Source organism: Kitasatospora putterlickiae (assembly GCF_039527695.1).
GTDB classification, from domain to species: Bacteria; Actinomycetota; Actinomycetes; order Streptomycetales; family Streptomycetaceae; genus Kitasatospora; species Kitasatospora putterlickiae.
On sequence record NZ_BAAAKJ010000029.1, the window covers coordinates 1 to 12,227 of the forward strand.

Annotated in this window: 13 protein-coding genes and 8 tRNA genes; 10 read left to right on the forward strand and 11 right to left on the reverse strand. The window is 74.0% G+C overall.

The genetic code is table 11. The features are described 5' to 3' along the window. Nucleotides 1–876: serine/threonine-protein kinase (locus tag ABD308_RS03685; protein WP_344325443.1), on the reverse strand; the 876-nt coding region annotated here is incomplete at its 3' end. A gap of 431 nt (nucleotides 877–1,307) precedes the next feature. Here ABD308_RS03685 and ABD308_RS03690 point away from each other — a divergent pair. Next, nucleotides 1,308–1,508 (forward strand): hypothetical protein, encoded by a 201-nt coding sequence (locus ABD308_RS03690; RefSeq protein WP_344325446.1) that lies wholly within the window; start codon nucleotides 1,308–1,310, stop codon nucleotides 1,506–1,508. A 295-nt stretch (nucleotides 1,509–1,803) separates the two neighbouring features. Here ABD308_RS03690 and ABD308_RS03695 read toward each other — a convergent pair. The 6 genes from ABD308_RS03695 to ABD308_RS03720 form a co-directional block, all read right to left on the reverse strand. Continuing rightward, a tRNA-Val gene (locus ABD308_RS03695) sits at nucleotides 1,804–1,875 on the reverse strand. Nucleotides 1,876–1,916: 41 nt separating this feature from the next. Beyond that, nucleotides 1,917–1,988, reverse strand: a tRNA-Val gene (locus ABD308_RS03700). Between the two features lie 53 nt (nucleotides 1,989–2,041). Beyond that, nucleotides 2,042–2,113: transfer RNA gene (locus ABD308_RS03705), tRNA-Val, on the reverse strand. 28 nt (nucleotides 2,114–2,141) lie between these two features. Then, nucleotides 2,142–2,216: transfer RNA gene (locus ABD308_RS03710), tRNA-Val, on the reverse strand. 34 nt (nucleotides 2,217–2,250) lie between these two features. Continuing rightward, nucleotides 2,251–2,324, reverse strand: a tRNA-Cys gene (locus ABD308_RS03715). 40 nt (nucleotides 2,325–2,364) lie between these two features. Then, nucleotides 2,365–2,437 (reverse strand) — tRNA-Gly (locus ABD308_RS03720). A gap of 291 nt (nucleotides 2,438–2,728) precedes the next feature. Between ABD308_RS03720 and ABD308_RS03725 the strand changes: the two genes are divergently transcribed. From ABD308_RS03725 to ABD308_RS03735, 3 genes are all read left to right on the forward strand, one after another. Then, nucleotides 2,729–3,790, forward strand: a complete 1,062-nt coding sequence (locus tag ABD308_RS03725) for a chorismate-binding protein (RefSeq protein ID WP_344325449.1) — start codon at nucleotides 2,729–2,731, stop codon at nucleotides 3,788–3,790. A 77-nt stretch (nucleotides 3,791–3,867) separates the two neighbouring features. After that, on the forward strand, nucleotides 3,868–4,698 hold the full coding sequence (locus ABD308_RS03730) for an aminotransferase class IV (protein ID WP_344325452.1): 831 nt from the start codon (nucleotides 3,868–3,870) through the stop codon (nucleotides 4,696–4,698). An 84-nt stretch (nucleotides 4,699–4,782) separates the two neighbouring features. Beyond that, complete coding sequence (locus tag ABD308_RS03735; RefSeq protein ID WP_344325455.1) at nucleotides 4,783–5,625, forward strand: GNAT family N-acetyltransferase; 843 nt, start codon at nucleotides 4,783–4,785, stop codon at nucleotides 5,623–5,625. 13 nt (nucleotides 5,626–5,638) lie between these two features. Here the strand turns inward: ABD308_RS03735 and ABD308_RS03740 are convergent, their stop codons facing one another. Then, nucleotides 5,639–6,139, reverse strand: a complete 501-nt coding sequence (locus ABD308_RS03740; protein WP_344325458.1) for a DsbA family protein — start codon at nucleotides 6,137–6,139, stop codon at nucleotides 5,639–5,641. Between the two features lie 150 nt (nucleotides 6,140–6,289). Between ABD308_RS03740 and ABD308_RS03745 the strand changes: the two genes are divergently transcribed. Further along, nucleotides 6,290–6,796: a hypothetical protein gene (locus ABD308_RS03745; protein WP_344325461.1), complete on the forward strand. Its 507-nt coding sequence runs from the start codon at nucleotides 6,290–6,292 to the stop codon at nucleotides 6,794–6,796. 13 nt (nucleotides 6,797–6,809) lie between these two features. Here ABD308_RS03745 and ABD308_RS03750 read toward each other — a convergent pair whose 3' ends face one another. Both ABD308_RS03750 and ABD308_RS03755 read right to left on the reverse strand, forming a co-directional pair. Beyond that, the gene (locus ABD308_RS03750; RefSeq protein ID WP_344325464.1) at nucleotides 6,810–7,379 is read right to left on the reverse strand and encodes a CGNR zinc finger domain-containing protein; all 570 of its coding nucleotides are present in this window, start codon (nucleotides 7,377–7,379) and stop codon (nucleotides 6,810–6,812) included. A 429-nt stretch (nucleotides 7,380–7,808) separates the two neighbouring features. After that, nucleotides 7,809–8,222, reverse strand: a complete 414-nt coding sequence (locus ABD308_RS03755; protein ID WP_030056266.1) for an SsgA family sporulation/cell division regulator — start codon at nucleotides 8,220–8,222, stop codon at nucleotides 7,809–7,811. Nucleotides 8,223–8,500: 278 nt separating this feature from the next. Here ABD308_RS03755 and ABD308_RS03760 point away from each other — a divergent pair, with 278 nt between their 5' ends. The 3 genes from ABD308_RS03760 (at nucleotide 8,501) to ABD308_RS03770 (ending at nucleotide 9,426) form a co-directional block, all read left to right on the forward strand. Then, entirely contained in the window at nucleotides 8,501–8,977 is a 477-nt protein-coding gene (locus tag ABD308_RS03760) for a TIGR02611 family protein (RefSeq protein ID WP_425554687.1), read from the forward strand. A 100-nt stretch (nucleotides 8,978–9,077) separates the two neighbouring features. Continuing rightward, nucleotides 9,078–9,149: transfer RNA gene (locus ABD308_RS03765), tRNA-Val, on the forward strand. Between the two features lie 205 nt (nucleotides 9,150–9,354). Then, nucleotides 9,355–9,426: transfer RNA gene (locus ABD308_RS03770), tRNA-Val, on the forward strand. A 65-nt stretch (nucleotides 9,427–9,491) separates the two neighbouring features. On the opposite strand, the gene ABD308_RS03775 is transcribed toward ABD308_RS03770, so the two are convergent. Beyond that, complete coding sequence (locus ABD308_RS03775) at nucleotides 9,492–10,259, reverse strand: 3'-5' exonuclease (RefSeq protein WP_344325471.1); 768 nt, start codon at nucleotides 10,257–10,259, stop codon at nucleotides 9,492–9,494. A 153-nt stretch (nucleotides 10,260–10,412) separates the two neighbouring features. On the opposite strand from ABD308_RS03775, the gene ABD308_RS03780 reads away from it, so the two are divergent. Together ABD308_RS03780 and ABD308_RS03785 are read left to right on the forward strand one after the other, a co-directional pair. Further along, on the forward strand, nucleotides 10,413–10,967 hold the full coding sequence (locus ABD308_RS03780) for a DUF4365 domain-containing protein (protein ID WP_344325474.1): 555 nt from the start codon (nucleotides 10,413–10,415) through the stop codon (nucleotides 10,965–10,967). Nucleotides 10,968–10,998: 31 nt separating this feature from the next. Then, entirely contained in the window at nucleotides 10,999–12,186 is a 1,188-nt protein-coding gene (locus ABD308_RS03785) for a hypothetical protein (RefSeq protein ID WP_344325477.1), read from the forward strand. Nucleotides 12,187–12,227: the final 41 nt, after the last annotated feature.

Below are 12,227 nucleotides of genomic sequence, written 5' to 3' on the forward strand. Positions count from 1 at the left end.
GGCGGCCCCGCGCCCACGGGCGAACGGTCCGCCCGGCACCGGCCCCCGGCCGGCCGCGGCGCGCGCCGCCAGTTCGCTGAGCCGCTCGTGCAGCGCGGCCGCGCCGGGCCGCTCGGCGGGCTCCTTGGCCAGGCAGGCCCCGATCAGCGGCGCCAGCTGCGGCGGTACCGCCGAGAGGTCGGGCTCCTCGTGGACGACGCGGTAGAGCATGACCTCCGAGGAGGCCCCGGAGCCGAACGGGCTGTCCCCGGTGAGCGCGTACGCGAGGGTCGCGCCGAAGGCGAAGACGTCGGTCGCGGGCGTGACGGCGGCCCCCCGGACCTGCTCGGGCGCGAGGAAGCCGGGCGAGCCGACGGCGGTGCCGACGTGGGTGAGCGTGCTGGCCCCGCGCGACCAGGCGATGCCGAAGTCGATGATGCGCGGTCCGCGCGGCGAGAGCAGGATGTTGGACGGCTTGAGGTCACGGTGGACGACGCCGGCCTCGTGCACCTTGACCAGCCCGTCGGCGAGCGAGGCCCCGATCCGGGCGACCTCGGGCCAGCCGAGCGGCCCCTCGTCGCCGACCCGCTTGTACAGCGACGGCCCGGGGACGTAGGCGGTGGCCAGCCAGGGACGGTCGGCCTCGATGTCGGAGCCCATGACGCGGGCGGTGCAGCCGCCGCGGATCCTGGAGGCGGCGGCGATCTCGCGGGCGAAGCGGGTGCGGAACTCGACGTCCTCGGCCAGCTCGGAGCGGATCAGCTTGAGCGCGACGCGCTGCCCCCGGCGGTCCGACCCGAGGTAGACCACGCCCATGCCGCCGGCTCCCAGCCGTCGGTGCAGGCGGTACGGCCCGACGACGCGGGGGTCCTCACGCCGCAGCCGCATCATCGCCATTCTCGTTTCCCCGTCAGACCGTGGGTGAGGCCCCGTCGAATGGGGCGTCGTCAGTTCCTGTCTGGCACAGCTTACGGACTGCCCGCTGCGGTGTGCTGATACGCAACACCTGAAGCCACCGTCCGATTGTCCGATCTTGGACCGACACGGGCCGGTGCGCCGCCGAATCGTTTCTCGGGGTCGGCTCTCAGGGTTCCCCCTGGGACCGGGTCGCGGACGTCTCCGCCTGCGGTAGTACTACCCAGGTCTGATCGTCATCCTTCGGGAGGCCCGGAGAACAGTACGAGGGCATGACGTCCGCCAACCCCCTCCCGCCGTACCGTTGTTCTCAGCGGTGGACGGGGAGCTCGTCCCCCGAGGTAAGCCGTCCACCGCGTCCACGTGCACCACCGTCCATCCACCGGCCGAGCTCACGAAAGAGAGTCAAGGGCATGGCACCGCAGCCCACGGGATCCACCTCCCGCCGTCGTCGGCCGGCCTTCACCCAGCCCGGCGCCGCGGAGCCCACCAGGCACCCCGCGGTGGCGGTGGCCATGGCACTGCCCTGCGCGGTGCTGCTGGCCGTCCTGTTCGGCGGCTGGGAGCAGATGGCGAACCAGGCACAGGCGGTGGCCGAGCTGATCGGCCACTGACCGGCCGGGCACCGAGGTGCCCACCAGAACGGGCACTGATCCCCTGGGGACGGGGAGCCAGTGCCGCCGGGGAGGCCGCGCCCGCGATGACACGCGGACGGGCGAGAGCGGCGCGCAGAGCGCCCCGGCAGGCGGAGAGGCCGCGTACGGACGTCGGTGAGGGCGACCGTACGCGGCTCTTCTGCTTCTCCACCCTTGGAAGCCGCCATGAAGCCCCCGTGAAGCCGCCCTGCCGGAGAACGCCGAAACGGCCGGGGCCGCGACCCGTTACGAGTCGCGGCCCCGGCCATCACTGTGCGCGATACTGGGATTGAACCAGTGACCCCTACCGTGTCAAGGTAGTGCTCTCCCGCTGAGCTAATCGCGCCTGGTAAGGCGGTTCTGCAGCAGGCCCCGGAGGACCTGACGTGCGCGATACTGGGATTGAACCAGTGACCCCTACCGTGTCAAGGTAGTGCTCTCCCGCTGAGCTAATCGCGCTGGTGCGGTGTGACCGCAGTGAACCCCGGGATCCAAGGACCCGAAGATCAACGTGCGCGATACTGGGATTGAACCAGTGACCCCCACCGTGTCAAGGTGGTGCTCTCCCGCTGAGCTAATCGCGCGGGGCAGGTGTCCGGGCGGAGCCGGCCGTGGTGCGCGATACTGGGATTGAACCAGTGACCCCTACCGTGTCAAGGTAGTGCTCTCCCGCTGAGCTAATCGCGCGGGGAGGCCACCCGGCGGAGCCGGATGAGCCTCTTGGAGGTGGAGACGGGATTTGAACCCGTGTAGACGGCTTTGCAGGCCGTTGCCTCGCCTCTCGGCCACTCCACCAGGCAACACTCGAAGGACGATCTTACACTGTCCTTCGTCGAGCGGACGACGAGATTCGAACTCGCGACCCTCACCTTGGCAAGGTGATGCTCTACCAACTGAGCCACGTCCGCCTGTCTCCCGGGGATCTTCACCGGTTTTCCCGGCTGCGCTCCCTGGCGACGTGTTGAACTCTAGCGGATTCCCCGGCCAGCTAAAAATCCGTTCCCGCAGCGTGCCCGCCGGACGCCCCCCGCCGCCCCCGGCGCCGACCGGCCCGGACGTGCCCGGCGAGGGTGGATCGACACCGTGAGTGACACCCGCAGGTCACCCGGCGTACGCCCGCGCGACGCCCCGCTCTGCTCGCGCCCCCCGACCTACACTTCAGGCACCGCAACCCGAGCAACGCCCCGCGCAGGAGAACCGTGTCCGGCCACCCCGACCCCCAGCACCCCCTCGCCCGCTTCGGCGGCCGCCTCGCGACCGGACTGCGCGACGTCACCTCCGACCCGGCCGCCCTGGACTCCGCCGGCTGGTGGGCCGTCGCCTACGACTTCGAGGGCCGGCTCACCTGCGCCCGCTTCGAGGACGTCCGCCCGGCCCCCGCCCCGCCCTCCGGCGCCCGCTGGCTCGGCCCGGCCGCCGGCGCCTGGCGCAGCTCGCTCGACCGCGCCGCCTACACCGCGGGCGTGCGCCGCGTCCGGGAGCACATCGCGGCCGGCGAGGTCTACCAGGCCAACCTCTGCCGGGTGCTCTCCGCGCCGCTGCCCGACCCGGCCCGCACCGACATCGACGCCCTCACCGGCCTGCTCGCCCACGGCAACCCGGCCCCCTACGCGGGAACGATCCGGCTGCCCGGCCACGGCGTCGAGATCGCCACCGCCTCGCCCGAGCTCTACCTGCGCCGCACCGGCCGCACCGTCTCCTCCGGCCCGATCAAGGGCACCGGGCGCACCGAGGACGACCTGCTCGACAAGGACCACGCCGAGAACGTGATGATCGTCGACCTGGTCCGCAACGACCTCGGCCGGGTCTGCGCCACCGGCACCGTCACCGTGCCCGACCTGTGCGCGGTCGAGAAGCACCCCGGCCTGGTCCACCTGGTCTCCACCGTCGAGGGCACCCTGCGCCCGGACGCCGGCTGGCCCGACCTGCTCGCCGCGACCTTCCCGCCCGGCTCGGTCACCGGCGCCCCCAAGTCCAGCGCCCTGCGCATCATCGAAGCCCTGGAGACCGCCCCGCGCGGCCCCTACTGCGGCGCCGTCGGCTGGGTCGACGCCGACCGCGGCGAGGCCGAACTCGCCGTCGGCATCCGCACCTTCTGGATCGACCGGACCGACCCCGCGGCGCCCGAACTGCGCTTCGGCACCGGCGCCGGCATCACCTGGGGCTCCGACCCCGACCGCGAGTGGGCGGAAACCGAGCTGAAGGCCGCCCGCCTGGTCGCGATAGCGTCGGGCGCTGACACCCGCCCCGACACCGACTGAACCCCGACCCGGGTCGAGCCCGGCAGCGCAACCCGCGGCCGGCCGGCCCGCGCCCGTCCCGCCAGGAGCACCCCGCGATGCAACACCCGACCACCAGCTGGGTCAACGGCACCCTCGTCGACTCCGCCGACCCGGCCCTGTCCGTCCTGGACCACGGACTCACCACCGGCGACGGCGTCTTCGAGACCATGAAGGCCGTCGACGGCAAGGCCTTCGCCGTCACCCGACACCTGGAGCGGCTCACCCGCTCCGCCCGCGGCCTCGGCCTGCCCGACCCCGACCACGACCGGGTCCGCGAGGCCTGCGCCGCCGTCCTCGCCGCCAACCCGATGCCGCTCGGCCGCCTGCGCGTCACCTACACCGGCGGCACCGCGCCGCTCGGCTCCGAGCGCGGCGACGCCGGCCCGACCCTGGTCGCCTCCCTCGGCACCGCCACCCGCCGCCCCGACACCACCGCCGTCACGGTCGTCCCCTGGCGCCGCAACGAGCACAGCGCCGTCGCCGGCCTCAAGACCACCTCCTACGCCGAGAACGTCGTCGCCCTCGCCGCCGCCCACCGCGCCCGCGCCTCCGAGGCACTGCTCGCCAACACCGCCGGCCGGCTCTGCGAGGGCACCGGCTCCAACGTCTTCGTCGTCCTCGGCGGCCGCCTGCTCACCCCGCCGCTCGCCTCCGGCTGCCTGGCCGGCATCACCCGGCAGCTCGTCGTCGACTGGTGCGGCGCCGAGGAGGCCGACCTCCCGCTCGACGCCCTCCAGGAGGCCGAGGAGATCTTCCTGACCTCCTCGCTGCGCGACGTCCAGGCCGTCACCCGCGTCGACGACCGCGAACTGCCCGGCCCCGGCCCGGTCACCGCCAAGGCCATGGCCACCTTCGCCCAGCGCGGCGGCGACGACCTCGACCCCTGATCGCCCCTCCCGCCCGGCGGCCTCCGTCGGGGACGCGCCGTCCGGGCCGGTAGAAGACCCGGACGGCGGGGAAGGGACCCCGACATGACCACCACGCTGCGCCCCGAGAGCCCGGAGACCCCCACCCCCGCCGGCGGCCGCACCCGGCGCTGGCAGATCTGCGTCAACGGCCGCCCGGTCGGTGGCCTGCGCACCACCGCCGTCCCGCGTGGCAGCCAACTCTGGGGCGAGATAGCGGAGTTGGAGGTCCACAGCGGACGCGGCCGGGGGCGCGGGACGATCGGCGCGCTGGCCGCGGAGGAGGTGCTGCGCGGCTGGGGCTGCACCCGGGTGGACGCCGACATCCCCGAGTCCGCCCAGGTCGCCCGCTCGCTCGCGGTCACCCTCGGTTACACCGAGCGGATGCGGAACATGGTCAAGCGGCTGGAGACCCCGCCCGCCCTGCCGCCCGGCGCCACCGCCCGCGCGATCGGCGCCGCCGAGTTCCCGGCCTGGCTGGCCGAGGCCAAGGAGGGCTACCTGCACGACCTGCGCGCCTCCGGCCTCGGCGAGGCGGAGGCCCGCGCCAAGTCCGACGCCGACCACGCGAGGCTGCTGCCGCAGGGGGCGGACACCTCGGGCGTCGCGCTGCGCCGCCTCTACGGGCCGGGGGAGGAGCCGCTGGGCTCGCTCTGGCTGGCGCTGCGGCTGCGCGACCTGCCCGACGGCGCCCCGCTGGCCTGGGTGATGGTGGTCGAGGTGGCCGACGCCCACCGGGGCCGCGGCCACGGCCGGACCCTGATGGGCCTCGCCGAGCGCGCGTGCCTGTCGGCGGGCGTCCACGACCTCGGGCTGAACGTCTTCAGCGGCAACGAGGTCGCGATCCGCCTCTACGAGTCGCTCGGCTACCAGGTCACCAACCGCGTCTACGGCAAGCCGCTGCTGTGAGCGACGGCGGGCGTCAGGACGCCCGGGCGTCCTCGACGGCGGCGACGACGCGCTCCAGCAGACCGTCCTGGCTCTTCCCGCCGTCGAGGCGCCGCCCGGCGATCACGTACGTCGGCGTGCCGGTGACCCCGATCGCCCGGCCCTCGGCCTGGTCGGCGTCCACGGTCAGCATGTGCCGCCCGTCCACCAGGGCGGTGTCCACCTCCTCGGCGTCCACCCCGACCGCCCGGGCCACCTCCAGCAGCACCTCGGTGCCACGCGCGTCCAGGTCCTCGACCCGCTCCAGCAGCGCCTCGACGAACGGCCAGCCAAGGCCCTGCGCGAACGCCTCCTCGGCGGCCTCGGCGGCGGGGTAGGCGTACTTGTGCTTCTCCAGCGGGAAGTGCCGCAGCTCGATCGCCAGCGCGTCACCGTAGCGGGCGCGCAGCGCGCGGACGTCGTGCAGGGCGGTGCGGCAGTCCGGGCACTGGAGCTCGCACCAGAACTCCAGACGGGGGAGGGAACCTTCGATCATGCCCCCAGTGTTCCACCAGTGGGCCCCGTGCCGTTCCGGCGGCCGGAGGGCCCGGCCAGACCGCCAGACCGACAGCGATGGGAGGTCCGACGAGATGATCGGTCCGACTGGCATAGCGACCGGCAGAGCGACCGGCGAGGGGAGGCGGCCGTGCTGACGGCGACGTTCGCCTTCGCGCTCACGGCGGCGGGTGTGGCGGTGGCCGGCCTGCGCGCCTACCGCCGGCGCTTCCTCTCCGCGACCCGCTGGTTCGCCGTCGCGCTGCTGCCCGCCGGCCTCTACCTGACCGGCCTGTTCCCGGTGGCCCGGACGATCGGCGACGAGATCGCCGACTGGGCGGTCAAGCTGGTCTTCGACCCCCGGGTGTGGACCGGCATCGTGCTGCTCGCGGTTTCGGCGGGGCTGCTCGTCACCACCCGCTGGATGGGCCGGCGCGGCGCGGTGACCGAGGGGCGGAAGGCCACGGCCCCCGCCACTCCCGCCACCCCCGCCGCCGGGCCGGCCCCGGCCCGTCCGGCCGTGGCCCCCTCCACGGGTGCCCCCTCCACGGGTGCCCCCTCCGCCCGGACGACGCCGAAGCGCGCCGGGAAGGGCAAGGGCGACGGCCTCGACGAGTTCGCCGACATCGAGGAGATCCTGCGCCGCCGCGGCATCTGAGCCCCGGGCGGGCTCAGGCCGAGGGGACGGCGTCCGCCGAGCGCTGGCGGGCCCGGTAGGCGGCCACGTGCAGCCGGTTCCCGCAGGTCCGGCTGTCGCAGTAGCGGCGCGAGCGGTTGCGCGAGAGGTCCACGAAGACCCGGGCGCAGTCCGGCGCCTCGCAGCGGCGCAGCCGTTCGCGCTCGCCCGCGGTGAGGATGAAGGCCAGCGCCATGCCGATCTCGGCGGCCAGGTGGTCACCGAGGGCGGCGTGCGGCGCGAAGTAGTGGATGTGCCACCCGTGGTGGTCGTGGTTGGTCAGCCGGGGCGTGGTGCCGGCCGCCGCGACCAGCGCGTTGACCAGCTCGGCGGCCTCCTCGGTGGACTCCGTGCCGAAGACCTCGCGCAGCCGGGAGCGCAGCCGGTGCACCTGGGCGAGGTCGTCGCCGGTCAGCGAGTCGATCTCGCTGATCTCCTGCCGGACCACGAAGGCGTCAAGCGCGGCCACGTCGGGCAGCAGCTCGGTGCCGCACACCTCGGGTGCGGTGTTGAGCAGTTCGACGAGGATGCTCAGCGCGCACTCGGTGTCATGGGTGATCAGCACGTGGAGGCTCCTCGTGCGGAGGCGGAGGGGGCCGTGGGCACCCCGCGACTACGGGTCATTCCCAGACCTTACCGGGGCGGTGCGGCCCACGGCGGCGGCTTGCGTCGAAGATGCGTACGGATTCCGTCAGTCTGTACGGAGTTCTGTGCGGAGTTCTGTGCGGCTGTGCGGAGTCGCGCGCGGGGTCACGCGGAGAAACGGCCGCGCCCGGCACGGAGGCCGGCCATCCGTGGGATGACCGGCTCCGGTGCCGGGCGCCTTCGGTGCCGCAGGCCCCCTCCGGTTGGAAGAGAACCGTTTCGCCACCGGCCCCGAGACCGCGTCGTGCGCGGCTGAGTCTTGCTGCCGTGCCCCCGAGTAGGACGGCTGCGGTTGACGGCAGGCGCTACGACCCCGCGGACAGCGGGGTGCGACCGCCTCCGGTCGGGGTCAGCTTTCGGCGAGGATGTGGGACAGCTCCCGGTCGAGGTCGAAGTGACGGTGTTCGGTGCCGGGCGGCACGGCGGCGTCGGTCCGCTTGAGGAACGACTCAAGCGCCCGGGCCGGGGCCTCCAGCAGGGCTTCTCCTTCCGGAGAGCTCAGGGCGATGCAGACCACCCCTTGTCCGTGGCTGCGAGACGGCCACACCCGGACGTCGCCCGTACCGGTGGGTCGGTGCAGCCCCTCCGCAAGGAGATCTCGGGCGAACACCCACTCCACGGTCTCGTCGGCGCCGGTGTGGAAGGTGGCGTGCACGGCATAGGGGTCGGCGGTGTCGTAGCGAAGGCCCGCGGGGACGGGCAGTGAGGACTCGCTGGACACGATGAGGCGCAGGTGCAGCTCGCAGCTGACCGTGGTGTTCATAAGCGCCATGGCCTTTCGCTCAGTGTGCGCTCGGGGAATCGCACGTCGGCGAACGGACCATCCCACCTCAACGACCGATGTAAACCCCTCTGTCCCGATTCGGGCGCGAGTCGTACCCCTTACGGCGCATTGCGGAATCGCCACAGAGTGCCCGGGGGGCGATTACCGGGCCCCTTCTCGGTTAGTTTCCTGGCATGACTGTGCGAAGCGACGAGGCACGCGGGCACGCGGGCCGGAACACCGGAACGGGGGACGGGATCGTGCCGGACGACACGGGGGTGCCGACGGGTGCGGGTGGCGGCGGCGAGGAGTCGGAGGCCGAGGGCGCCCGGGACGGGCAGGACGGGCAGGACGGGCGGGCCGGCGGGGCGGAGGGCGAGAAGCCGCTGGGCTCGCGCGCCCCGCACTTCATCCGCCGTTCCCGCCCGCTGCACCTGAGCTGGCAGGTGGCCGTCTTCCTGGTCGGCCTCGCGGTGGTGGTGCTCGGCGTGATCATGCTTCCGCTGCCCGGCCCCGGCTGGGTGGTCATCTTCCTGGGCATGGGCATCTGGGCGACCGAGTTCGTCTGGGCCCAGCTGGCCCTGCGCTGGACCCGCCGCAAGGTGGCCGAGGCCGCGCAGAAGGCCCTGGACCCGCGGGTCCGGCGCCGCAACCTGACGCTGACCGTGATCGGCGTGGCGCTGATCGCCGCGCTCGGCGGCTGGTACCTGTGGAAGTACGGGCTGGTCATGCCCTGGAAGATCGACGAGGACTGAGCGGCCCGCCCCCGCCCGCCGGTGACCCGGGCGGGGCCGTCCGGGGGAGGCGGCTTGTTCGGACCACCCGCCGGGATGCGGTAATGTTTTCCCTGCACCCGGGCGATTAGCTCAGCGGGAGAGCACTTCGTTCACACCGAAGGGGTCACTGGTTCGATCCCAGTATCGCCCACCGGAATGCATTGTGATATGTGAGGCCCAGCCGATTATCGGCTGGGCCTCACATGTATTTCCACAATCCGGCGAACGGTGCCGGGGAATGTGCTGAGGCGCAGTCACCTTCCGTGTCGCGCAGGAGTTCTGCGGATGCGTCGGGACGCTTCCCGAACGAGTTGTACGGCACCCCCCGAATGGTGCTACAGTTCCTCTCGTTGCCCGGGCGATTAGCTCAGCGGGAGAGCACTTCGTTCACACCGAAGGGGTCACTGGTTCGATCCCAGTATCGCCCACCGGACAGCACGCAGGCCCTGATCGGGAGACCGGTCGGGGCCTGTGGCGTTTCCGGGCCCGGCCGCTACGCCGCCACCTCGCACTCGTGCTCCGGCGACAGCCGCCGCCCGCAACCGCACCGGGCGGGCCGCAGCGGCCACGACAGGTCCACCCGCTCGTCCGCCCCCGAGCGGTCGAACCACGCCTGGAGCCCCCGCGCCTGCGCCGCGTGCCAGACCGCCTGCCGCAGGTGCAGTTCCGCCGCGGTCAGCCCGCCCAGCGCCCCCGGGTACCGCGCGCCGATCGCCCGCACCACCTCCAGCGCCGCCGTCGCGTCCGCCCCCGCCTCGTGCGCCCCGGCCAGTTCCACCCCGTAGTGCGCGCACAGGTCGGTCAGCGTCCGCCGGCCCCGCCGGTAGCGGTCCACGTACTTGTCCAGAACCCGCGGGTCCAGCACCAGCAGTGCTGCCGTGCCGATCGCCTCGGTCAGCGACACCCCCCGGTGCCGGCGCAACTCCCGGTCCAGCAGCGTCAGGTCGTAGGGCGCGTTCATCACCACCACCGGCCGCCCGGCCCGGGCCTGCGCGGCGAGCGCGGCGGTCACCTCCGCCACCACCACCGGCGCCGGCCGCCCGTGCGCCCGCACCGTCTCGTCGCTGATCCCGTGCACCGCCCGGGCGCCGTCGGGTATCGGCACGCCGGGATCGGCGAGCCAGCGGAGGGCCACCGGGACCGCCCCCGGGGAGGATTGGACGACCAGGGCGGCCGAGACGATGCGATCGGTCTCGACGTCCACGCCGGTGGTCTCGGTGTCGAAGGAGGCGAGCGGGCCGGTGAACCAGTGCTGCTGCATGACTGCCCCTCGAAGACAGGCGCGTTCCCGCCCCGGTGATACCCGCCCCTGACGCCCCCTCAACCGTTTGGCGCCGCACCGGCCGGGCACCCTGCCGACGGGCGCCCTGTTCGAATCCGGACGGGCCCGGGGGACGGGGGAGGACCGACGGTCATGGCGCTGACGCAGCCGCAGCCCGAGGAGGCGGCGGCGGTCCTGAGGGGCGACCTGGCGGTGACCGCCTGCATGGAGACCCTGCAGGTCGGCTACCTGCACGCGGTCGCCGCCGCGGCCGGCTGCTCGCTCTCCCAGCCGTTCCCCGACAACGGCATCGACTGGCAGGTCAGCCACGGCTCGCGCGGCCACGAGGTCGACGACGAGGTGACCGTCAAGATCCAGCTGAAGGCCACCCAGCAGATCGCCCCCGACCCGCGCGGCGCGTTCTTCTCCTTCACCCTGGACAACGACCACCTGCGCAAGCTCGCCCGCCCCCGGGTCGCCGTGCCGCGGATCCTCGTCGTCATGCTGCTGCCGCGCCGCGTCGACCGCTGGCTCGCCGCCCGCCCCGACGCCCTTGAGCTGCGGCACTGCTGCTACTGGGTCAACCTGGCCGGCCACCCCGTCACCGGACAGCGCCGCACCAACGTCCGCGTCCCCACCGCGAAGGTCTTCGACGACCGCGCCCTGTGCGACATCATGGCCCGGGTCGGCGCGGGCGGCAGCCCGTGACGGCCCGGGCCCGGCCTGGAGGAGCCGCCCCATGACACTGCCCCACGGGCCGATGCGTCCCGCGCCCGGTGGACCGCCGCCGGCCGGGCCGCTGCCCGACCCGGCCGCCGTCGACCCCGCGGTGCTCGCCACCCTGCTCGCCCGGCACGGCTGGGTCCGGCGCGGCGGACCCGCCGCCCGCTACGGCCGCTGGACGCCCCCCGAGGGCGGCGACCCGGGCGTCAGCCTGCTGGTCCCGGCCGGTGACGGCTTCGACGACACGGTCGAACTGCTCACCGACGCCGTCACCGCGCTCGCCCGCTCCGCCACCCCCTCGGCCCGCGCCGTCCTGCTCGCCCTCGCCCTCCCCGGCGACGAACTCCAGTGGCACCGCGACCTCGCCGCGCCCGCCGGGGCCACCACCCCCGGCGCCACGCCCTGGGACGACGGCGAACGGCTCCGGCACGCCGCCCGCGCCATGCTCGCCGCCGGAGCCAAGGCCGGCCGCGTCCGCGCCGCCTACTTCGGCGCCCGCCTCGACGCCTGGGCCGGCGACTTCCTCGACCGGGTGCTGGTCGTCGACGGCGGCCCCGGCCTGACCGCCTACACCCCCGCCCCCGAGGGCCGGGCGGCGGTCACCACTCTGGTCCGCGCCCTGGAGGCGTTGCGCGACGCCGTCGACTACCGGCGGGTCAGCGGCGGCGGCGAGGCCTTCGAGAACGCCGTCCAGTCCGGAGTCAGCCGTGAACTGGTCGAATCCGTCCAAGAGCTGGTGCGCGGCGCCACCGCAGGGCGGTTCACCGTCGCCTGGTCGGCCGCCGCCGGCACCCCCGGCGGCTTCGGCGACCGGCGGATCGCCGTCGAGTTCTCCCCCGGCGACCTGCCCGCGCTCGGCGAGGCCGCCGAACTGCTGGAGCGCATCGAGCCCGCCGTCGCCGTCACCGTCGTCGGCCTCGTCGTCCGCCTCAAGCGCGCCGACCCCGCCGGACCGGGCGGTGTCCGGCTGCGGGTGCTGGGCGGCGCCGAGGTCGACGAGATCAAGGTCCGGCTGCCCGACCCCGCCTACCGGCTCGCCGCCGAGGCCCACCTCAGCGGCACCCCCGTGCGGCTCAGTGGCCGTCTGGAACGGCGCGGAGGCTTCCGGCGGCTCACCCGGCCCACCGGCCTGGAACCGTGCGGACTGGAGGACTCCGAGCGGGAGCGCCTGCTCAAGACCCTGGGGGAGGGGCGGGGGGAGTAGGAAGGGTACGGAGGTGACGGTGGGGTCACCGGTCTCGGTAC